18 protein-coding genes are annotated in these 21,050 nt (G+C 38.3%); 12 read left to right on the top strand and 6 right to left on the bottom strand.

Annotated elements, in window-relative coordinates:
* Positions 1-35: 35 nt before the first annotated feature.
* The 5 genes from PZ892_RS01105 to PZ892_RS01125 all read left to right on the top strand — a co-directional run bounded on the left by PZ892_RS01105 (position 36) and on the right by PZ892_RS01125 (position 3,055).
* Positions 36-1,007: a rhodanese-related sulfurtransferase gene (locus PZ892_RS01105; RefSeq protein WP_182497887.1), complete on the top strand. Its 972-nt coding sequence runs from the start codon at positions 36-38 to the stop codon at positions 1,005-1,007.
* Positions 1,008-1,091: 84 nt separating this feature from the next.
* On the top strand, positions 1,092-1,433 hold the full coding sequence (locus PZ892_RS01110) for a TM2 domain-containing protein (protein WP_094257644.1): 342 nt from the start codon (positions 1,092-1,094) through the stop codon (positions 1,431-1,433).
* A 4-nt stretch (positions 1,434-1,437) separates the two neighbouring features.
* Complete coding sequence (locus PZ892_RS01115) at positions 1,438-1,845, top strand: DUF2752 domain-containing protein (RefSeq protein ID WP_182497888.1); 408 nt, start codon at positions 1,438-1,440, stop codon at positions 1,843-1,845.
* Entirely contained in the window at positions 1,821-2,264 is a 444-nt protein-coding gene (locus PZ892_RS01120; RefSeq protein ID WP_182497889.1) for a DUF4870 domain-containing protein, read from the top strand. Before PZ892_RS01115 ends, PZ892_RS01120 begins: the two co-directional genes overlap by 25 nt.
* Positions 2,261-3,055 (top strand): M48 family metallopeptidase, encoded by a 795-nt coding sequence (locus PZ892_RS01125; protein WP_277711987.1) that lies wholly within the window; start codon positions 2,261-2,263, stop codon positions 3,053-3,055. The genes PZ892_RS01120 and PZ892_RS01125 overlap by 4 nt, the downstream gene beginning before the upstream one ends.
* Here PZ892_RS01125 and PZ892_RS01130 read toward each other — a convergent pair.
* Positions 3,052-5,787 carry a TonB-dependent receptor gene (locus PZ892_RS01130; protein ID WP_182497891.1) on the bottom strand — a complete coding sequence of 912 codons (2,736 nt, stop codon included), beginning with the start codon at positions 5,785-5,787 and terminating at the stop codon, positions 3,052-3,054. The two genes, PZ892_RS01125 and PZ892_RS01130, sit on opposite strands and share 4 nt — an antisense overlap.
* A gap of 249 nt (positions 5,788-6,036) precedes the next feature.
* Here PZ892_RS01130 and PZ892_RS01135 point away from each other — a divergent pair, with 249 nt between their 5' ends.
* The 4 genes from PZ892_RS01135 (at position 6,037) to PZ892_RS01150 (ending at position 10,811) form a co-directional block, all read left to right on the top strand.
* The gene (locus tag PZ892_RS01135) at positions 6,037-6,576 is read left to right on the top strand and encodes a TetR/AcrR family transcriptional regulator (RefSeq protein ID WP_182497892.1); all 540 of its coding nucleotides are present in this window, start codon (positions 6,037-6,039) and stop codon (positions 6,574-6,576) included.
* Between the two features lie 90 nt (positions 6,577-6,666).
* Complete coding sequence (locus PZ892_RS01140) at positions 6,667-8,373, top strand: glycoside hydrolase family 3 N-terminal domain-containing protein (RefSeq protein WP_182497893.1); 1,707 nt, start codon at positions 6,667-6,669, stop codon at positions 8,371-8,373.
* Between the two features lie 96 nt (positions 8,374-8,469).
* On the top strand, positions 8,470-9,897 hold the full coding sequence (locus tag PZ892_RS01145) for an L-serine ammonia-lyase (RefSeq protein WP_182497894.1): 1,428 nt from the start codon (positions 8,470-8,472) through the stop codon (positions 9,895-9,897).
* Between the two features lie 86 nt (positions 9,898-9,983).
* The gene (locus PZ892_RS01150; protein ID WP_220476598.1) at positions 9,984-10,811 is read left to right on the top strand and encodes an MBL fold metallo-hydrolase; all 828 of its coding nucleotides are present in this window, start codon (positions 9,984-9,986) and stop codon (positions 10,809-10,811) included.
* Positions 10,812-10,880: 69 nt separating this feature from the next.
* Here the strand turns inward: PZ892_RS01150 and lipB are convergent, their stop codons facing one another.
* The 5 genes from lipB to PZ892_RS01175 all read right to left on the bottom strand — a co-directional run bounded on the left by lipB (position 10,881) and on the right by PZ892_RS01175 (position 16,489).
* Positions 10,881-11,579, bottom strand: a complete 699-nt coding sequence (gene lipB / locus PZ892_RS01155; protein WP_182497895.1) for a lipoyl(octanoyl) transferase LipB — start codon at positions 11,577-11,579, stop codon at positions 10,881-10,883.
* Between the two features lie 5 nt (positions 11,580-11,584).
* Positions 11,585-12,775: a GTPase HflX gene (gene hflX / locus PZ892_RS01160; protein ID WP_182497896.1), complete on the bottom strand. Its 1,191-nt coding sequence runs from the start codon at positions 12,773-12,775 to the stop codon at positions 11,585-11,587.
* Positions 12,776-12,871: 96 nt separating this feature from the next.
* Positions 12,872-14,977 (bottom strand): ATP-dependent DNA helicase RecG, encoded by a 2,106-nt coding sequence (recG, locus tag PZ892_RS01165; protein ID WP_182497897.1) that lies wholly within the window; start codon positions 14,975-14,977, stop codon positions 12,872-12,874.
* A 166-nt stretch (positions 14,978-15,143) separates the two neighbouring features.
* The gene (locus PZ892_RS01170) at positions 15,144-15,893 is read right to left on the bottom strand and encodes an SDR family oxidoreductase (RefSeq protein ID WP_094281025.1); all 750 of its coding nucleotides are present in this window, start codon (positions 15,891-15,893) and stop codon (positions 15,144-15,146) included.
* 209 nt (positions 15,894-16,102) lie between these two features.
* Entirely contained in the window at positions 16,103-16,489 is a 387-nt protein-coding gene (locus tag PZ892_RS01175; RefSeq protein WP_182497898.1) for a RidA family protein, read from the bottom strand.
* Positions 16,490-16,617: 128 nt separating this feature from the next.
* On the opposite strand from PZ892_RS01175, the gene nagA reads away from it, so the two are divergent.
* From nagA to PZ892_RS01190, 3 genes are all read left to right on the top strand, one after another.
* Complete coding sequence (nagA, locus tag PZ892_RS01180; RefSeq protein ID WP_182497899.1) at positions 16,618-17,730, top strand: N-acetylglucosamine-6-phosphate deacetylase; 1,113 nt, start codon at positions 16,618-16,620, stop codon at positions 17,728-17,730.
* 72 nt (positions 17,731-17,802) lie between these two features.
* Positions 17,803-19,449: a family 10 glycosylhydrolase gene (locus PZ892_RS01185; RefSeq protein WP_229678245.1), complete on the top strand. Its 1,647-nt coding sequence runs from the start codon at positions 17,803-17,805 to the stop codon at positions 19,447-19,449.
* A 350-nt stretch (positions 19,450-19,799) separates the two neighbouring features.
* Positions 19,800-21,032 (top strand): DUF1343 domain-containing protein, encoded by a 1,233-nt coding sequence (locus PZ892_RS01190; RefSeq protein WP_182497900.1) that lies wholly within the window; start codon positions 19,800-19,802, stop codon positions 21,030-21,032.
* Positions 21,033-21,050 lie beyond the last annotated feature (18 nt).

The following is a 21,050-nucleotide window of genomic DNA, read 5'->3' on the forward strand; positions in this document are numbered from 1 at the left end:
CATTAAACGCCGTTTGCAGCGGTATCAATGAATATATGGCACAATATCAAACATTGCTGTACTATTGTTACAGCCCTATCGAGAATGCGGAAAAATTCGCAGAAGATCATTTAGAATTTTGTAAATCACTTGGGTTATTAGGTCGGATTATCGTTGCTGACGAGGGTCTTAATGGTACTGTTTCGGGGACTCCAGAGTCCTGTGCTACCTATATGGAGCATATTCATTCCGATCCGAGATTTTCGAAGACCGAATTTAAGATTGACGATGTAGAAGAAGTTTCATTTATCAAGATGCATTGTCGTTACAAGGAGGAGATTGTACATTCAGGGTTACGTAATCCTGCGGAGATCAATCCAAATAAACAGACTGGAATTCATTTGGAACCAAAAGATTTCTTGGCGATGAAGGATCAGGAAGATGTGGTTGTTTTGGATGTTCGGTCGAATTATGAGCATAATGTTGGTCGTTTTAAGAATGCAATTACCTTAGATATTGAAAACTTCAGGGAGTTTCCTGAAAAAGTTAAGGAGCTTGAGCACTTAAAGGGCAAGAAGATATTGACCTATTGTACTGGTGGTATTAAATGTGAGAAAGCCTCAGCTTTATTGTTGAAAGAGGGTTTTGAGGATGTTTACCAATTACATGGTGGAATTATTAAATATGGCAAGGAAGCTGGAGGGGAGGATTTTGAAGGCGAATGTTATGTCTTTGATAATCGAGTAACTGTTCCTGTCAATTCGGTTAATCCATCTGTTGTTTCGACCTGTAAAAACTGTGGTAAGATTACTTCGAAGATGATAAACTGTGCAAACCCTGTTTGTAATGAGCATTTCACGCAATGTGATGAATGTGGATGGGAATTAGAAGGATGCTGTTCATCAGCCTGTCAGACGCATCCACGGAAACGTGAATATGATGGTACAGGCTATTATGTTAAGGTTCCGCAGCCAGTTAATGAGGAAAAAATCTCTAAGCGAAAACACAAGAAATTGGTTAAAAATTAAAAGTTTATTAAAAATATTGGAAAAATCCATTTATCTTTCAATAGGTAAATGGATTTTTTATTTAAACCCTAATTATTAAAGAAAATGGATAGTCAGAAAGTAGACATGTTTTTAATGTCGAACAATAAGTTTTTTGAATCATATCAATTAATGGAGATTAAGGATTTACTGAGCAGAGCGGATGACAGTAAGTTCACTAATGTTCAGATTCAACAGTATAAAGATCCTACTACCGTATTAATTGTTTCCATATTAGCAGGATCGTTTGGTATCGATCGATTTATGATTGGAGATACCGGTTTGGGAATTGCTAAATTATTGACCTGTGGAGGCTTGGGTATTTGGACCATCATCGATTGGTTTATGATCATGGGGGCGACCAAAACAAAGAACTTTGAGAAGTTGGTAACTTCATTAAGTTATTAATGGAATGATCAATTCAAGGAACAGACTTTATATCACTACGGTAATAGTCTGTTTCGTTGGTATTATCTGGTTATTCCTTGATTATTACGCTGGAACTCAATTAACTCTGTGTCCCGTTAAATTAATAACGGGTTATCCTTGTCCTTCATGTGGGACGACAAGATCCATTTCAGCACTATTGCATGGTCATCTCTGGGAGGCAATTCTGATCAATCCCTTAGGGTTGATTTCTTTGGCTATCATTTTGGTTGTTGTGGTTTTGGTCCTTATAGACTTGGTTGGGAAGAAGAGTTATTATTATGAGATCTATCATCGTACAGAGCGATACTTGCAGCAGCATAAAGTACTTAGTGTCTTTCTTATCATTTTAGTTATTGCAAATTGGTTATGGAACATATCGAAGGGGCTATAGATTTTAATCCGAGAGAAATTACCGAAGATGAGCGCGAATACGCATCAAATAGTTATTTGATGTCCTTATTCGCATTATTTATAGGACTTCCTTTGCCGATTTTTAACTTATTGGCGACCGTAATCTTTTATTTAGGGAAGCGAAAATCCACAAGTTTTGTCAGATGGCATTGTACGCAAGCATTAATCTCGCAGTTTTCAATTTTCTTTTTTAATACTGCTGCTTTTTGGTGGACCATTGCGATTATCTTGCACAAAAAGGAGGTTAGTGACTCCTATATATCGTATATAATATTAATCTTTATCCTGAACGGGATAGAGATAATTTCTACAATCTATACCTCAATACAAACAAGGAAAGGCATCCATGTTCGTTGGTTTTTATTTTCTGATATCACCGATAATTTATTAAAGAAATGAAAATCGTAGGCAAATTTATCTTATTAGCTGCATCCATCGTGGGTTTATTTTTTCTATTGAATTTGGTAGAATGGACCAATGTTTTTGAGTTAAAGAAGAATCAAGATCGCTTGGAGGTAAAAATAGGAAAGCTCGTCTTAAATCAGGTTAAGGACCTGTATGAGGTTATTGAGGATGATAGGATTGATAGTAGTTTAGATTCTCTGTTTATTCCCTTGTTAAAGGAAAACTATATCTCCAGTAAGAATTATGATTTATTCTTGGTGAAGAGTACAGAGGTCAATGCCTTTGCTCTTCCAGATGATAAAATCATTGTGACGACTGGATTAATCAACTTTTTAGATAGTTCAAATTATTTATCTGCAGTATTGGCCCATGAGATAGCGCATTGTGAGAAGAATCATGTGATGCGGTCATTGATTACAAATTTTGGATTAGATTTATTACTATCGGGATCAGGAACTGGAGAAATCACAAATTTTATTACTGGACAGGCCTTTTCCAGGAAATTGGAAAAAAAGGCAGATGAATTGGCTATTGATTATTTAGTTGAGGCTAAAATTGATCCGCATAGTATAGTTAAGGTAATGGAATTATTTGATGTTTATTTGAGTTCAGCAGATGATGTCAGTTGGGTTTCATCGCATCCCATTCCTGCTGATCGTAAGAAATACCTGAACCAAAAAATCGATCGTTTGGATGTTGATTCGAGTGATTTTAAAAATCCTATTGACAGCAAAACCTGGGTTGAATTGCAAGAAATGGTCTCCAAGTATGATACACAAGATTAATCCCTTTGAGGTCTGCCTCCGAAGCTTCTCAGGTTGTAATTTAAGCTCAGCAGAAAATATCGAGTCAAGGTATTCGAGGTAATATTAGAAATGGATATTTCAGATACCCTTCGATTAATGTTTCTTGCATTATTGAATAAATCGAAGGCCTTTAGTGAGATTTCAGCATTTCTTTTCTTCAAGATTTTGTAGCCGATAGACGCATTTAGCAAGTTCGTGGAAATTGCTTCAGCTCCCAAAATTCCGCCATTATGGAAAAAGGAATAATTATAGCCCAAGGTCATGTTTTTAAAGAATTCCAGGTTTAACGAATTACTAATTCTGTGATTTGTAATCTGATAATGAGTGACTTCACTCATCGGGTTATTGGTGAAATTCATATTCAGGTTATAGTTGAATCCAACTATAATTTTCTTGCTGAAATTTGTGAATATTCCAACATGTTGGCTGAATCCATAACTATGATTCGGCATCAAGACGTCGTTGAGGATGGCATAATTACGGTTATAATATAGGTTGTTATTTAAATTCAGGTTGAAGCCCCATTTTTTTAAAGGTAGTCCGTAATTGTTATTCGCCCTAAGTTGGAAAACGCCATTAATATTTTCCGGAACAACATATTGACCACCAGCGCCAAGGATGATATCATCAAAGAGGGTAATGGTACTATCGGTGGTCATGGTTGAATTAATAATTTTGTTATTGGTGTAATCAAAATTAAAGCTGCTATTGAAGCTACGGCCATTATCACGATTAATATCCCGGTATTGCAATCGAAAACGATGGGTGTACTCTTGGCTTAGATTAGGATTGCCGTTTCGGACAAAGAGTTCATTCGAATTATCAATATAATCTTGCAGTTGATCGATGGATGGCGTGTTTGTGCCAGCGTTATAATTAAATTCAATATTTCTTTCCTTGGTAAAGTAATAAGCGACGGTCATTTCTGGGATAAAAGCTCCGAAATTGGCCGTGGTCCTGAGGTTGATTGGGACGGTTCTATTATTTACGCGATAACCATGTTCGTAATTTATACCAACTTGAAATCTGAAGGTGTCTTGCTTGTTATAAGCGTATGATAAACCAGCACTTTGATGAGTGAAATCATTTCTGAATTCATTGGAAAGTCTTTCGTTGAGTTCTTCAAATTGTCCGGTTTCAGCCAAGAAATCCATGGTTTTACGGTCAGAATAGTTACTTGTATTTCTTATACCCACGTTAGCTTGTAACCTAGATATCTTTGTGACATTGTAGGTATAAGACAATCTTCCGTTATAACCATTTCCATAGCCATAGGTTACACTTTCTCTATTGTTGGTGTCAATCCGATCAAGGACAGCATCCTTATAATACTGATTGAAAGCCAGAGTTTTTCCCAAGGCATCATTTGTACTTTTATTTCCATCAAAGCTGAGGGATATGGTTTGTCCAGCTTTTTTAAATCGATGCATATAGGTCATTCCCCCGCCAAAATTGAAATTTGTGTTGTTGTTTTGGAAATTTCTATCCGAATTGTTTAGGGGTTCTGTTCGATCTTTAGACATACTACTTACTGAGCTACGATTCGCATCGGATTTCGTATAAGAAAGGTTGGGATTGATATCAATGCGGTTCATGCTATCAATATCCCATTTTAATCTACCTCTTAAATTATGTTCAATATTACCGACATCACCAGTTTGCTGTTGATTCTGAAATTGATTAGCTCTGCTTCCGGTGGTATATTCTACATCAGAGAGGGAGTTAGTGAATGTACTGTTATTTCGAAATCTATAATTTCCATTGACCTCCAGTTTTTTGTCCAAGAAAGTGTTGGTATAATTGGCGGCGGCGGCGTAAGTATCAGAAAGACCGCGATCTGTATTATTATTTCCACGGCGGAATCCACCTCGCCCTTGTTCAGAGAATTCGGTTTCATTAATATTGTTGGCCATGAGGTTGATGGAGAATTTCTCATCGCCACGGAAAGCATTAACTCCAGAATTGATGGTGAATTTATCGGAATCGCCTTTTCCAGCATTGAATTTGCCGAACACACCTTTTCTTTTATCAGGTTTGGTGACGATATTGATAATTTTGGATCTTTTACCGTCGTCAAATCCTGAGAATTTGGTTTGTTCACTTTTCTCATCGATGATTTGGAGTTTATCAATAATATCTGCTGGGAGTGTTTTCAGGGCGACCTTCGGGTCAGTGCTAAAAAACTCTTTCCCATCGACCATTATTTTAGTCACCTCTTCTCCATGAGCCGATACCTTTCCATCCTCATCGATGGTAACTCCAGGAACCTGAGCGACCATTTCGTCGGCATCAGCATATTCTCGAGTGGCAAAATTTCTGGCATTAAATTCTAATGTATCTCCTTTCACGGCGACATTGGGAGAAGGGGCGATTGTAATTTCTTCCAAAACGATTTCTCCGGGTTCCATTTCCAAAAGTATGGGAGCCATGGAAGATTTTACTTCGATGGTTTTTTCAACTTTTTTAAAGCCAAGTAAAGTTCCTGTTATTTTATATCGACCAATTGTTACTTTTTGAATTGCGAATACACCTTTGTCATTTGATTTTGCGGTTCGGATGGTCGAGTCTTTGAGGTTAAGTATTTGAATACTGGCATCTTGCAAAGTATTGCCTTTGGTTTTGTCCTGGATATTTCCAGAAATATTAACCTGAGCGAAGGTGGTACCTAGACTCAAGATCAAGACGAAACACATTGACAAAAGGTAATTCATGGTATTGGTTTAAGGATTTTTTTCAATTATAATTTATTTTACTGATAACAGGTTGATAATCACAAAAAAGATACACGGCAAAAGGTGCTGTTGGGGGTTGGTTTTTTGGGTTATTTAAACTTGGTTAAACATCTAAAGCGGTTGGTTTTTATAGGATAAAAACTTGCGTTTATTATAAGGACGGGTTTCGAGGGAGGCAATGAAAATCACAATTCAATAAAATTGGATATATTTGCTTATTAACAATCGATGAAAGAAACAACACTTAGTAGGAAAGAGAAAATATTACAAACAGCCTTACAATTATTTGCGAGTAAGGGCTACCTTGATACATCTACCAAGGAAATTGCTGCAAAAGCTGGAGTTTCAGAAGCACTTATCTTTAAGCATTTCGGAAACAAGGATGCTTTATTGGCCCATATTGTGAAATCTGGTTACCGTAAGGTTCTTCTTCATCACAAGGGGATGATGACGTATAAGGGTGCGAAGGATTTTTTGAAGAATATGGTTCAATTTCCGAGTAAACTGGTAGCTGATGATCCATTATTTTGGAAATTGCAGGAACGTCTCTCACATCATAGCTTTTCCAAATCCCAGCATGAGTTATTTATTAAGCCAGTACAGCCGATTGTTCATAAAGCTTTTCAAGAATTAGGATATAAGGACCCGGATTTAGAGACTCAATATTTATTATTGGTGATAGACATGCTTTGGAAAAAAGAGGCATGTGGTGAGATAGAGAATGCGGCTGAATTAGCCGGTTTGATGGAGGAAAAATACAAGCTGTAAGTCTGCGTGTTTGTGCGTGATGTTTTTTAAATGTGCAAAACATTTTAAAAAGCAACTAAAAATTCCTTATTTCGTATAAACTATATTGTGATGATTAAGAAACTATTCAGTTTTGGATTGCTATCCATGATGCTTATTTCTGCGGCATTTGCTCAGAACAAGCCCAATTTTGTTGATTTTATCAATCAGAAACATGCATGGGTTGATTCGGTATTCAATAAATTGACTCCGAAACAACGTATTGCCCAATTATTTTTGGTTAGAGCACATACGAATTTGGGTCAAAGATATATTGATTCGGTAAAACAAGTCATTGAGAAGGAGCAATTGGGTGGATTGGTAGTATTTCAAGGCGGTCCAGTTCGCCATGCAAATATGTTCAATGAATATCAAAAAGTGAGCAAGGTTCCTTTGTTGATTACGTTTGATGGGGAATGGGGTCTAGGTATGCGGATGCCGGATTCAACGATTTCCTATCCTTATCAGATGACCTTAGGAGCGATTCAGAATAACAATTTGTTGTACGAAATGGGTAGACAAGTTGCTCGTGATTTTCATCGGATTGGGATGCACTTTAATTTTGCACCGGATGTAGATATCAATAATAACCCCAAAAATCCGGTTATTAATTTCCGTTCATTCGGAGATAATAAGTACAAGGTTACAGAGAAAGGCAAAGCCTATATGGACGGAATGGTTCAAGGAGGTATTTTGGCTTCGTTAAAGCATTTTCCGGGACATGGAGATACCGATGTGGATTCGCATCATGACCTTCCACAATTGAAATTTGATAAAGCGAGATTGGATAGTTTAGAGTTGTATCCATTCAAACAGCTTATCAATGCTGGCGCTCCTGCGGTTATGGTTGCGCATATGAATATTCCAGCTTTGGATAATACTCCTAATATTCCATCCTCAATCTCTAAGAAAATCGTCACAGACCTTCTTCGTAAGGAATTAGGGTTTAGAGGATTGACCGTTACGGATGCCATGGATATGAGCGGGGTTAAGAAATATTTCCCGAATGGAGAAGCAGATGTCATGGCGATAGAGGCAGGACATGATTTATTAGAAGTTTCAGAGAATAGTGGTCGTGCTATTGATTTGATTGAGAAAGCTATCAAATCGGGGCGCTTATCTCAAGCGGATGTTGATGCGCGAGTAAAGAAAGTGTTAGCTAGTAAACTATGGTTGGGTTTAAATAAGATCAAGCCCGTGAATACGAATAATTTATATTCGGATTTAAATACTCCTGCTGCACAAAGTTTAGTACAACGTATTTCAGATGCAGCTGTAACATTATTAAAATCAGATCGTGGCTTAAAAAGATTTGATCCGAAAAGAGCAACATCGATTGTCAGTGTAGGAATTGATCAGGCTCAAGATTTTGAGAAAGGTTTGGCTATACAACTGATGGATCATGATCAATACTTTATTAAGGGCGATGAGACTGAGGAGCAATTAAAAGACTTAATGAAAGATGCAAAGGATAATCGTCAGATTATCTTGGTAATCCATGATAATCGTAGTAGACCTCGCAGTGAGTTAGTTTTGAATGATGCTACGAAAGCTTTTATAGATAAGATTGCAGGAAGAAGAACTATTTCTGTGATGTTTACTAATCCATATGCATTAAATTCGGTTGATGTGATGCGCAGTTCATCAGTTTTATTGGGTTATCAGAATGACTTTTTCATGCAGAAGGCAGTTTTGAAGGCTTTATTAAAGCAGATTAAACCAGAAGGAAAATTGCCGGTTACAATTTCAAAAGATTTGAAGAACGGTTCGGGAATTTAATTCAAAACTGTTAACATAAAATTAAAATAGCCAGTAGAAAATACTGGCTTTTTTTATTCAAAAGAAAGACTAATTTTGCTAGGTAGATTGAGAATTATGGCAAAAGAGCAGATTTCTATATTTGACATGTTTAAAATAGGGATTGGACCTTCCAGTTCGCATACCTTAGGTCCATGGCGGGCAGCCCAGCGGTTTGTTGAGGTGTTAGTGAACCGGGGTGTTTTAGACTTGGTAGAAGAAGTAAAGATTTTATTATATGGTTCCTTGGCAAAGACGGGAGTTGGTCACGGGACGGATATTGCGGTATTATTAGGCTTGAGTGGAGATGATCCAGTTACTTTTGATGTGAACGATGTCGTTCCTAAGGTGGATCGTATCAAGGCTAGCCGGAAGATGTCGCTTGGCGGGAAGCGAGAAATCGATTTCACTTATCAGGATGACTTACTTTTCCTTTATGATCAAAGCTTACCATTTCATCCCAATGCGGTTACCTTTCAGGCTTTTCTATCCAATGGCACTGCTGTTTCGGAGACATATTATTCCATTGGTGGCGGATTTGTTGTTCAGGAGAATGATACGGAGAGTGTATTATCGGAAATTGATTTACCCTTTCCAATAGATACGGCTCAGGAGTTGATGGTTGCTTGTATGCGGACGGGGTTAAAGATTTCGGAGTTGGTGTTGGAGAATGAATGCTCATGGAGGTCTGAGCAAGAGACAAGAAGTGGAGTTTTAAAGATTTTCCAAACGATTAAGGAATGTATTTATAAGGGCTGTCATACTGATGGTGTATTACCAGGTGGATTACATGTTGAGCGCAGAGCTTCAAAATTGAACAAGAAGATGTTAAAGGGTCGTAGCTATTCCGATTTTGACAGTTGGGTAGAGACGATTCGAGCTGGAGGTCGGGATTTTGGTTATATTCTGGACTGTGTAAGTTGTTTTGCTTTGGCGGTAAATGAGGAAAACGCATCTTTTGGGCGGGTTGTTACTGCACCTACCAATGGCGCTGCGGGAGTAATCCCAGCGGTATTGCAATATTATATCGTCTTTCATGATTGTTATAAGGAGGATAAGATTATTCAATTTATCGCTACGGCATCGGAGATTGGTTCCATTTTCAAGAAAGGGGCGACGATCTCTGCAGCGATGGGTGGCTGTCAGGCAGAAATTGGAGTTTCCTCAGCGATGGCTGCTGGAGCACTAACCGAATGTTTAGGAGGATCACAAAGACAAGTCTTAATGGCGGCAGAGATTGCAATGGAGCATCACTTAGGATTAACCTGTGATCCTATTGGCGGTTTGGTACAGATTCCATGTATTGAAAGAAACACTATGGGAGCTATCAAAGCGATTACAGCTGCTCAGCTTGCCTTACAATCCAACCCAGACAAGGCAAAAGTAAGTTTAGATGCAGTAGTTAGTACGATGTGGGATACGGCTCAGGATATGAACGTAAAATATAAGGAAACTGCTGATGGTGGATTAGCCATCAAGGTACCATTGAGTTTACCAGAATGTTAATAAAAATATTTTAGAATATTTAATAAGAAGCGGTCATTATCAAGAGGTAATGACCTTTGTTTTGATCAAATTTCTATCTTTGTAAAATGATTCGATATGCGGCATTAGCTTCTGGGAGTAATGGGAATAGCTATTATATTGCTAAGGGTGATACGGCGATTTTAATAGATGCTGGAATCAATAACAAGCATCTTCATTTGCGGATGGCTTCCTTAGGAATAAATCCGGCAAGTATTAGTGCGATATTCATTACCCACGAGCATACGGATCATATTTCGGGGCTATCTGTTTTCTTAAAGCGGTATCAAATTCCGGTTTATTTGACAGTTGGAACCTATGAATCTTCACGTTTGCAATTGCCTAGCTATTTAGTCAATTTCATTAAGCCTAATTCGGTGATTAACCTAAGTGATTTTTCAGTTTATGGGATTCCGAAATATCATGATGCGCAAGAGCCCTGTAGTTTTTTGATCTCTGATGGAGAATTGAATATTTCGGTGCTGACAGACTTAGGTCGGATTTGTGATAATGTGAAAAAGGCCATTCGAATGGCGGATATTTTGTTTTTGGAAGCGAACTATGATGAGGAGATGTTGATGACAGGTCGCTACCCTTATCATTTAAAGAATAGAATTAAAGGCGGATGGGGCCATTTATCCAATAAACTATCCTTGGAGGCCTTTATTGAGAATAAAACGGATCGTTTGAAACATGTTATTTTAGGACATTTGTCGGGTGAGAATAATACGGTTCAATTGGTTGAAAGTATTTTTGAGCCCTACTGTCAAGATTTTAAGATGTCGGTTGCGAAGCGGACGGAACCTAGCCCACTCTTTGAAATTAGTAAGCAGGTTCAAACAGAGATTTATGTGGAAGAATATTCCTATCAATCCATTCAAATTATAACAGGATAAAAATAAATTCTATAAAAAAGACGAGGCTGTAAATTAATTTGCAGCCTCGTCTTTTTTATAGAATTTTTATTAATTCAGTTCCATTTTGAATAATTCGGCAAGATGATTTTTGAGTTTAATTTTTACTTCTTCCACATCTACTTTGTGCCCAAGTTCACGTTCCATGGAAGTAACATCTTTATCATCAATTCCGCAAGGGACAATATTTCCGAAATAGGCTAAATCGGCATTTACATTAAATGCGAATCCATGCATGGTCACCCAACGAGATGCCCTTACGCCCATTGCACAGATTTTCCTTGCTTTGTCATTATCAGGATCCAACCATACTCCGGTATATCCAGGATATCTGCCGGCTTGAATTCCATAATCTGCTAAGGTCAAAATAATGGCCTCTTCAAGAGTTCTGAGGTATAAATGAATATCGGTAAAGAAGTTGTCCAAATCGAGGATAGGATAACCGACGATTTGCCCTGGTCCATGATAGGTGATGTCTCCACCTCTATTAATTTTATAGAAGGTCGCTTCTTTTTCTTTTAGTCCCTCTTCATCCAATAACAGATATTCCAAGTGTCCACTTTTGCCTAGTGTATAAACATGGGGGTGTTCCGTGAAAATCAGGAAGTTGTCTGTTGGGTTATTTGTGTTATTGATTCGGTTATCGTGTTTTTCAGCAAGGACCTTGGCAAAAATCTCTTCTTGTTTATCCCATGCTTCCTGATAATCCAGCAATCCCCAATCAATAAAGGTTACTTTTTTATTTTGCATTTCAATTAATACAGTAGGTTGTTATATGGATATCTGGCGTTGTGCATTTTCACGACGATATCATATATTTTTTCCTTGAATTCTTCCACGTTAGTTTTGTTTGTTGCGGAGATAAAAATTGCAGGGTCGGCATTTTTGGCCATCCATGAATTTCTAAAATCATCAAGCGTTACTTTAATTTCTTCGCCATCTTCATCAAACTCCACCGGAGGTTTGTACGCATCGATTTTGTTGAATACCGTTATTATAGGTTTATCCACCGCACCAATATCTTTTAGCGTTTCATTGACCGCACGGATATGGTCTTCGAAATAGGGGTGAGAGATATCGACCACATGGATAAGCACATCTGCTTCTCGGACTTCATCCAAGGTTGATTTAAAACATTCCACCAAGTGGTGAGGGAGTTTTCTAATAAATCCGACGGTATCTGATAAAAGAAAAGGGAGGTTATCAATAACGACTTTTCTAACTGTAGTATCCAATGTTGCAAAGAGTTTGTTTTCGATTAATACATCGGATTTGGAAATCATATTCATGATTGTTGATTTTCCAACGTTTGTATAACCTACCAATGCGACGCGGATCATTTCGCCTCTATTTTTACGTTGCGTTTCGTTTTGTTTATCGATTGTTTTCAGGCGATCTTTTAAAAGGGAGATCTTATTTAAGATCATCCGTCTATCACTTTCGATCTGGCTCTCTCCGGGTCCACGCATACCAATACCCCCACGTTGTCTTTCAAGGTGGGTCCACATTCGAGTTAATCGTGGTAATAGGTATTGCAGCTGGGCTAATTCCACTTGAGTTTTAGCCTGTGCTGTTTTAGCGTGTTTTGCAAAGATGTCCAGAATCAAGTTTGATCGGTCCAGGACTTTGATATTGAAATACTTTTCAATGTTTCTTAACTGAGAAGGTGATAATTCATCATCAAAGACTACTATATCGATTTCTTCGGCCTGGATATACTCTTTGATTTCGTCGAGTTTTCCGGAACCTACAAAGGTAGCACGGTCAGGGAAGGCTAGTTTTTGGGTAAAAATTCCCTTAGTAACTCCGCCTGCAGTGGTTACCAAAAATTCTAATTCTTCTAAATATTCTTTGGCAGTTTCTTCCGAAACGTCAGGAGTGATGACACTCACTAAGACTGCTGTTTCTGGTTTTACTGCGGTATCATGTATCTTAAATCTTGCCATTAATTGTTTTTAAGTAGTGAACAAGTTGAAGTGCATATTGGTTTCAGCTTGTTTTAAGGATGTTTCTTTGGAAACAAGTTTACAAAGTTACGGAATTTAGGAGATTTTGTCCCATGAAATAGCTGGGGAGCTTTTGTTAATGTATTGAGCCAATAGCTGATGGCGGTTTTCATGGAGGTTTGGGTCTTCCTTAAAAATCTGAATGACTAATTGCCTAGCTTCTGCGAGGATGGCTTGATCTTTAGCGAGGTCTGCGATTTTCATTTCGAGCACACCCGATTGTTGCGTACCGGAAAGGTCACCAGGACCACGAAGTTGCAGGTCGACTTCAGCGATTTCAAAACCGTCATTTGTTCTAACCATTGTTTCCAGTCGGGTTCTACCTTCCTTACTGAGTTTATTACTGGACATTAGAATACAGAATGATTGTTCTGCACCCCTTCCTACTCTTCCACGGAGCTGATGGAGCTGAGATAATCCGAATCTTTCTGAGTTTTCAATGATCATTACGGATGCATTCGGCACATTGACACCAACCTCAATAACAGTTGTTGCGACCATGATTTGAGTTTCACCCTTAATAAAGCGTTTCATTTCGAAATCTTTGTCTTTGACAGGCATCTTGCCATGCACGATACTAATCCTAAAATCCGGCAGGGGGAATTCACGCATTAAACTTTCCAGGCCAGCTTCCAAATAGAGTAAATCCATTTTTTCACTTTCCTTAATCAAAGGGTAAACAATATAGACTTGTCTACCTTTTGCAATTTCTTCCCGCATGAAACCAAATACACGTAGGCGTTGGTTTTCGAAGAAGTGTACTGTTTTGATTGGCTTCCTACCAGCAGGTAACTCATCGATAATTGAAATATCCAAGTCACCATACATTGTCATGGCCAAGGTTCTTGGAATAGGCGTCGCAGTCATTACCAACATGTGCGGAGGGATCAGGTTTTTGCGCCATAACTTCGCTCTTTGTTCCACTCCAAAACGATGTTGCTCATCAATAACAACAAATCCGATATTCTTGAATTTGACTTTATCCTCAATCAAGGCATGAGTTCCAATAAGGATATCCAGGGTTCCGTCTTCGAGTTCTTGATGGATAATTCTTCTTGCTTTAGCAGGGGTTGAACCTGTTAGAAGTTTGACATTGCAAATATCTTCACCTAAGAGTTCTTTTAGGCCATTGTAATGCTGGGTGGCGAGGATTTCAGTTGGTGCCATCATACAAGCCTGATAACCATTGTCGATTGCGAGGAGCATACTCATTAATGCTACGACTGTTTTTCCGGAGCCTACATCCCCTTGTACCAGTCTATTCATTTGGGCTCCAGTATTGCAATCCAAACGTATCTCACGAACCACTCTTTTTTGGGCATTTGTCAATGGGAATGGTAATCTCTCATTGAAGAAAGTGTTGAATTTTTCACCTACCTGATTGAACTGGTGTCCTTTATACCTTTGGGTATTTAACTGTTTATTTTTGAGTAAGCGGAGTTGAATAAAAAACAACTCTTCAAATTTCAGCCTGGTAATTGCGGCTTTCATAAGTTTTTCATTTTGTGGGAAATGAATACTAAGAAAGGCCTGTTGAAGTGGCATAAGGTTGTATTTTTCAAGGATGTATGCAGGCAGGGTTTCCTCAATGGTTCGCAAAGTAGTTTCTAAGGCAGTTTCTTGTAGTTTTTGAATTCCTTTGCTGTCTAAATTGAATTTTTTAAGTTTTTCAGTTGAAGAGTAAACAGGTTGCATGGTCATATTACCAACCTTTTTACCTTGTTGCTGATACAATTCCATTTCGGGGTGAGTCATGGAGATGGCTCCATTAAACTCAGAAGGTTTACCATAGATAATATAAGCGGCTCCTACTTTAAGGCCTTTTTTGAGCCAAGGAATACTTTGGAACCAAACCAGTTCCATCATTCCGGTATCATCCTTGAATTGTGCGACGAGTCTTTTACTACGTTTTTCACCAATTTCCTGGAGGCTCATTAGTCTTCCCAGTACTTGAGCACCGATCATTTCCGAATGAAGTTCACGGATTTTATGGAATTTGGTTCTATCGATATATCGAAAAGGGTAATCTTGCAAAAGATCTCCGATAGTAAAGATTTGGAGTTCTTTTTTGAGTACATCTGCTTTTTGCGGACCTACACCTTTGAGATATTCTATGGGAGTAATAAATGATAAACCAGCCATGGGATAGATAATCCCACTAAAATAATAAAAACTTTCATGTTTCCTTTTATATAGGTAGGCTGTTGGGGAATTAGAGGAAAATATGGAGCTGAAAAAGGGTGGGTTTAATAAAAAATGCCCCTATTTTGGCGGGGCATTCATGTTTATTATAGATAGATTTAGGGTTTTAAATTATCGTTGTACCACCATCAACTGCAAGGTTAATACCGCTGATATATCTTGAGTCATCAGATGCTAAGAATAATGCTGCCAAGGCGATATCTTCGGCGGTTCCATAATCCTTCATTGGGATAATGGACATGAAATGGGGTCTGTATTGAGGGTTATTGAGGTGTGCTTCCGCCATTGGGGTCATGATATATCCGGGGTTAATAGCATTAACCCGAATTTTCATTTTTCCAAAATCCACGGCAGCTGCGCGCGTGATAGCAGAGACCCCACCTTTGGATGCGGTATAAGAACCAGGTCCAGACATTCCGGTTAATGCGGCAATTGATGATATGTTGACAATGCTACCACCATTTTCTTTCATATGAGGCAAAACGGCTTGCATGCCTAGCATTACGCTATTGACATTAATGTCATAGGTTTTTTTCCAAAGCGCTTCGTCTTGTTCTTCGAAAGGAGTAGGAACAGAAATTCCGGCATTATTTATTAGGATATCAATTTTTCCAAAATTGTTAATTGCAGCAGGGATTACGTCATTAAACCATGTTTCTCTATTTGAAACGTCATGTTTTACTGCCACAGCATCAAATCCTTGACTTTGTACTTTTTCTACAATAGCATTGAGTTTGTCAATTTGAATATCTGTAGCAATAACTTTTGCACCTTCATTGGCGAACAAATAAGTCATTGCTTCTCCCATTCCCGATGCTGCACCGGTAATAATGGCTACTTTTCCTTTTAACCTCATGTAAATTTTGTTTGAGTAAATATCCTAAGCTTCGTTCAGATAAAAAGTGATCGATATTACCTTCTATTAATTAATGTGATTTATTTCCGTTAAGATATATTATGATGGGTAACAGCTAATGGGGGGATACTGTTTTAGGATTAGGTTTTTTTTTAAATAAAAATGCCAGCAATCTTTTTTGCTGGCATTCTATTTTGAGTCGATGTTGGTTAAGCTTTCCAAGCGATTACGGAAATTTCCACATTGACTTCTTTAGGCAAAGTTTTGACTGCTACGCATTCTCTTGCGGGCTGGTTTTCTTTAAAATATTCAGAATACACTTCGTTTACTGTTGCAAAGTAGTCCATACTACTTAAGAAGATTGAAGTTTTTACGACATCGGAGAAATCATAGCCGGCATTTTTAAGGATGGCACCTACATTTTTTAGGACTTGGTGAGTTTCGTCAGCTACTCCAGTTGTAATCAATTCCATTGATTCCGGGATCAAAGGGATTTGGCCAGAAACATATAATGTTTTATCGGCTTTGATTGCTTGATTATAAGGGCCAATTGCTGCTGGAGCTTTGTCAGTATTTAAAATTTCTTTTTGCGCCATGATTTTATTGTTGAATAATAATATTATAAAAATAGAGTTCTTTACTGGTGTGAGAGCATTAATTCTCAGGTCTAATATACGATAAGCCGATGGATTTTCAATAAAAGGGAAAATAAGTAACTTGCAGCATGAAACATAAACTAGCCCTTATAAATGGTAAGATTTTTACTGAATATCAAATATTCGATCAACATGCATTATTAATAGATTCCGATAGAATTGCGGGTATTGTAGCACAGGATGATATTCCAGAAATGTTTGAGTTGTTGGATGTCAAAGGAGCGAATATTTGTCCGGGGCTTATTGATTTGCAGATTTATGGAACGGGTGAGGATTTGTTTTCTGCGGAATTAACGGCGGAATCCATTCATCGAATAGAGCATAACTTATTGAAGCAGGGTTGTACATCATTTGTATTAACCTTAGCGACCAATACTTTGGAGTTGTTTCAGGAAGCTATTGGGGTTTTTGAGCGTGCGAATCCACGTGTTGCCTTGGGTCTTCATTTGGAGGGGCCTTTTTTAAATGCAGCAAAGCGAGGAGCGCATCCTGCGGAATTAATTCAAAGAGCAACGGTGGATTTACTGGCTTCGGTTATAGAAGGTAAGGAGGAGATTGTTAAAATGATGACTATTGCACCTGAACTAACGGAGCAGGATTGCATTGATTATTTAAATGAGAAAGGGGTTTTGATAACAGCGGGACATAGTGCAGCGACTTATCAAGAGGCTACTCATGCCTTTAATCATGGGGTTCCTGCAGTTACACATTTATGGAATGCGATGTCGCCACTTCACCATCGGGATGTAGGTTTGCCAGGTGCGGCATTTAACCATGATGAAGTTAGTGCTTCCATTATTGTTGATGGTATTCATGTTGATTTTGAAGCAGTTAAGTTGTCCAAGGAATTGATGGGAGAACGCTTGTTTCTAATTACAGATGCTGTTGCGAAGTGTGATAAGGGCATTTATCAACATGTATTTAACAAGGATCACTATACGATGCCTGATGGAACCTTATCAGGTTCTGCACTAAGTATGTTAAAGGCAGTTGAAAATTGTGTAAAGAAGGTTGGGATTAGTTTAGATGAGAGTTTAAGGATGGCGACCTTATATCCAGCGCGTTTATTTGGTCGGCATGATTTAGGGAATTTAAACAGTGGATCAATTGCCAATGTGTTAGTTTTTACGGAGGATTTTAAAGTGCAACAGGTTCTTTTTCAAGGGGAACCGGTAGAATAAATTATAAAGAATAGGTTACAATTAGCAGGATAGGTAATAAAAAGCTTAATTTTGTGGGTTAAGAACGAATTTATGATGAGAAGAATAATGACGCTATGTCTTTTTGCCATGATGACTTTGGTTGTGTTATCATGTGGATCTAAAAAAAGACAGGCAAAAAAGCTGGCTAAGGAGCAAGCAGCAATTGAGCAGCAAGTAAAAGTGGATAAGCCAGTGGTGGAGGAGAAACCTGTAAAGGGTAAGGTAGAGACTAAGCCAGTTTCAGAGAAAGTAGTAACGAAGAAACCAGTTGAAAAACCAGTTTTCAAAGCAAATCTACCACAAGTACCAAGAGAATTTAGAGCTGCATGGGTAGCTACCGTTGCGAATATCAACTGGCCAAGCAAGAATAATTTAAGCACAGATCAACAAAAACAAGAAGCGATTCGCTTATTGGACATGTTGAAGGATAACAACTTCAATGCGGTTATTTTTCAAGTTCGTCCATCAGCAGATGCATTATATAAATCGAGTTTAGAGCCTTGGTCGTATTTTTTAACGGGAACTACAGGAAAGGCACCGAGTCCCTATTATGATCCATTGGAATTTTGGGTTGCAGAAGCTCATAAAAGAGGTTTGGAATTGCACGTTTGGTTAAATCCTTATCGTGCGCACCATAGTAATGGTGGCCAAGTCACTAGTGAATCCCTTGTTCGAAAATCCTCAGAGAATGTTGTTCGATTGCGGAATGGGATGTATTGGTTTGATCCAGCAAGTCAGGAAACACAGAATCATTCTGCTGCGGTAGTAATGGATATTGTTAAGCGTTATGATATAGATGGGGTTCATTTTGATGATTACTTTTATCCATATGCGACCTATAATGGAGGTGCTGACTTTCCGGATGACAAGACTTGGACTGCCTATAAGAAATCTGGCGGAACATTGAGTCGTCCAGATTGGAGGAGAGATAATGTAAACAAGTTTATCAAGCGAGTATATACAGAAATCAAGGCTGAGAAGCCATCGGTAAAATTTGGTTTAAGTCCATTTGGTATTTGGAAACCAGGATATCCCTCAGGCGTAACTGGTTCTTCGCAATATGATGAGCTCTATGCAGATGCTAAACTTTGGTTGAACGAAGGCTGGATTGATTATTTTACGCCACAATTATACTGGCCGATTGATCCTCCGAAACAAAGTTTTACGAGTTTATTGAAATGGTGGCAATCTGAAAACAAGCATAACCGTCACTTATGGCCGGGATTAAATACGGTAGAAGTACGGGCGGCGAACCGTGCTGATGAGATCAAGCGTCAGATTGCGGTTACACGCGAGGTAATTCCGAATAGTGTTGGAGCTGTTCACTGGAGCATTGCAGGTTTAACAAAGAATCCGATGTTGTTGAAGGCTCTACATGATGGGCCATATTCGCAGAAGGCCTTAGTTCCAGCATCACCATGGTTATCCTCAAATCCGATTCTGAAACCTACCTTATTATTGACCAATCAACCGAGCAGTGTATTTGTAAAATGGTTACATAAGCAGCCGGAGCAAGTTTTTAAATGGGTTGCTTATGCGCGATATGGTGATCACTGGGATTTTCAAATCTTAGATGGACCACAATCTGAACTTAGTCTACCAAAGAGCAAGGATGGTAAAAAGTTAAATGCTGTTGCTGTCAAGCCGATTGATAGATTAGGCAATGAAGGGGATTATGCAGGGGAAGCAATTGAGTAAATAAGTATTCACGGAAATATGTGCAGCAGAAAAGAGGGATCTTTTCTGCTGTTTTATTTTACAAATGATTGTGTGGGGTTGTCGTAACGCAAATGTTACTTAAATGTGTATTATTTACACTTAACAATGCAATCGGTTGCGGACTCAAATGCTTTAAAATGCTAAAATACAAGGATTCTCTAAGGCTAATCGTGCAAGACTCTGTGTTTTTACTTTCCGATTTATGCGTGTTTTACCTGTTTTTTTGCGAAATGTGACAGAATTTGCTGTTAGTCTTGCTTTATTATGCGGTATTTGTATTAATTTTAGCGTGGTTTTATTGCTAAACTTGCTTTACCAAATCTTAATTAATGGGAAACATACTCTTATATTCTGCTATAGTTGGGTTATTATTGACTAGTGCTTGTGGATCGACGAAGAAAAATGCGTCTGCTCCATCATCGGCGCCTGATGTTGAATCCGTAAAACAAGAAACTATTATTCCTGCTGCTGATCAATTAACGGCTTATCTACCTTTATTGAAAGGGAAGAAAGTTGGGTTAATGGGTAATCAAACTTCAGTAGTCGGTCCGCAGAATGAGCATTTAGTTGATGTACTATTAAGAGAGAAGGTAGATTTAAAGTTTGGATTTGCGCCGGAACACGGATTTCGTGGAGATATAGAACGTGGAGAAAAGGTTAGCAATGATGTAGACTCGAAGACTGGTCTTCCCTTATTTACCTTATACGGGGGAAATGAAAAGCAGGATTCGATTGTTCAGTCGGTTGATGTGATGATCTTTGATTTACAAGATGTAGGTGCAAGATTTTATACTTATATCACTTCCTTACATCGTGTGATGGAGCTTTGTGCAAAGCACAATAAGGAGTTGATTGTTTTGGATAGACCAAATCCATGTGGCGATCAAGTTGATGGACCAGTTCGTAAGGACGATAAATTCAAATCCAATGTTTCCTATCATAAGATTGCGATGGTACATGGGCTTACTGTTGGAGAATTAGCCAAGATGATCAATGGTGAGAAATGGTTAGAAAATGGTCGTCAATGTAAGTTAACGGTAGTTCCAGTTCAAAATTATACGCACGATAGCATGTATGACCTACCTGTTATTCCTTCTCCAAGTTTACCAAATCATTTATCAGTTCGTTTATATTCTTCCTTGTGTTTGTTCGAAGGAACGGATATTTCAGTTGGACGTGGTACAGACTGGCCATTTCAGGTTGTAGGTTTTACGGATCCTGTTTATGGGGATTTTACCTTTACTCCGGGTGAGAAAGCAGGCATGTCTAAGCATGTTGAGGGGAAAGGCGCAATAAATTATGGTCTAGACTTAAGAGGTCTAGATGCGGATAAGCAAAAATTCACATTAAAATATATACTCGACTTCTATAATAAAATGCCGGACAAGTCGAAGTTTTTTGCACGGGCAGAATTCTTTGATAAGCTAGCCGGGACGGATGAATTAAGGAAACAAATTATTGCTGGGAAGACGGAAGAAGAAATCCGGGCAAGTTGGAAACCAGAATTAGATTCGTATAAGAAGATGAGGTCAAAATATTTGATCTACCCAGAATTCAAATGAAAAACAAGCATGTGAGGG

The sequence above is a fragment of the Sphingobacterium sp. WM genome (assembly GCF_029542465.1).
Taxonomy (GTDB): Bacteria; Bacteroidota; Bacteroidia; order Sphingobacteriales; family Sphingobacteriaceae; genus Sphingobacterium; species Sphingobacterium cellulitidis.

What these genes read in the sequence shown, in the direction of transcription:
- PZ892_RS01175 (WP_182497898.1), bottom strand. Translation starts at nt 16,489, where the DNA reads ATGGCGCAAAAAGAAATTTTAAATACTGACAAAGCTCCAGCAGCAATT.
- recG (WP_182497897.1), bottom strand. Translation starts at nt 14,977, where the DNA reads ATGGCTGGTTTATCATTTATTACTCCCATAGAATATCTCAAAGGTGTA.
- PZ892_RS01185 (WP_229678245.1), top strand. Translation starts at nt 17,803, where the DNA reads ATGATGAGAAGAATAATGACGCTATGTCTTTTTGCCATGATGACTTTG.
- PZ892_RS01135 (WP_182497892.1), top strand. Translation starts at nt 6,037, where the DNA reads ATGAAAGAAACAACACTTAGTAGGAAAGAGAAAATATTACAAACAGCC.
- PZ892_RS01140 (WP_182497893.1), top strand. Translation starts at nt 6,667, where the DNA reads ATGATTAAGAAACTATTCAGTTTTGGATTGCTATCCATGATGCTTATT.
- nagA (WP_182497899.1), top strand. Translation starts at nt 16,618, where the DNA reads ATGAAACATAAACTAGCCCTTATAAATGGTAAGATTTTTACTGAATAT.
- PZ892_RS01120 (WP_182497889.1), top strand. Translation starts at nt 1,821, where the DNA reads ATGGAACATATCGAAGGGGCTATAGATTTTAATCCGAGAGAAATTACC.
- PZ892_RS01145 (WP_182497894.1), top strand. Translation starts at nt 8,470, where the DNA reads ATGGCAAAAGAGCAGATTTCTATATTTGACATGTTTAAAATAGGGATT.
- PZ892_RS01115 (WP_182497888.1), top strand. Translation starts at nt 1,438, where the DNA reads ATGATCAATTCAAGGAACAGACTTTATATCACTACGGTAATAGTCTGT.
- PZ892_RS01125 (WP_277711987.1), top strand. Translation starts at nt 2,261, where the DNA reads ATGAAAATCGTAGGCAAATTTATCTTATTAGCTGCATCCATCGTGGGT.
- hflX (WP_182497896.1), bottom strand. Translation starts at nt 12,775, where the DNA reads ATGGCAAGATTTAAGATACATGATACCGCAGTAAAACCAGAAACAGCA.
- PZ892_RS01105 (WP_182497887.1), top strand. Translation starts at nt 36, where the DNA reads ATGGCACAATATCAAACATTGCTGTACTATTGTTACAGCCCTATCGAG.
- PZ892_RS01170 (WP_094281025.1), bottom strand. Translation starts at nt 15,893, where the DNA reads ATGAGGTTAAAAGGAAAAGTAGCCATTATTACCGGTGCAGCATCGGGA.
- PZ892_RS01190 (WP_182497900.1), top strand. Translation starts at nt 19,800, where the DNA reads ATGGGAAACATACTCTTATATTCTGCTATAGTTGGGTTATTATTGACT.
- PZ892_RS01150 (WP_220476598.1), top strand. Translation starts at nt 9,984, where the DNA reads ATGATTCGATATGCGGCATTAGCTTCTGGGAGTAATGGGAATAGCTAT.
- lipB (WP_182497895.1), bottom strand. Translation starts at nt 11,579, where the DNA reads ATGCAAAATAAAAAAGTAACCTTTATTGATTGGGGATTGCTGGATTAT.
- PZ892_RS01110 (WP_094257644.1), top strand. Translation starts at nt 1,092, where the DNA reads ATGGATAGTCAGAAAGTAGACATGTTTTTAATGTCGAACAATAAGTTT.
- PZ892_RS01130 (WP_182497891.1), bottom strand. Translation starts at nt 5,787, where the DNA reads ATGAATTACCTTTTGTCAATGTGTTTCGTCTTGATCTTGAGTCTAGGT.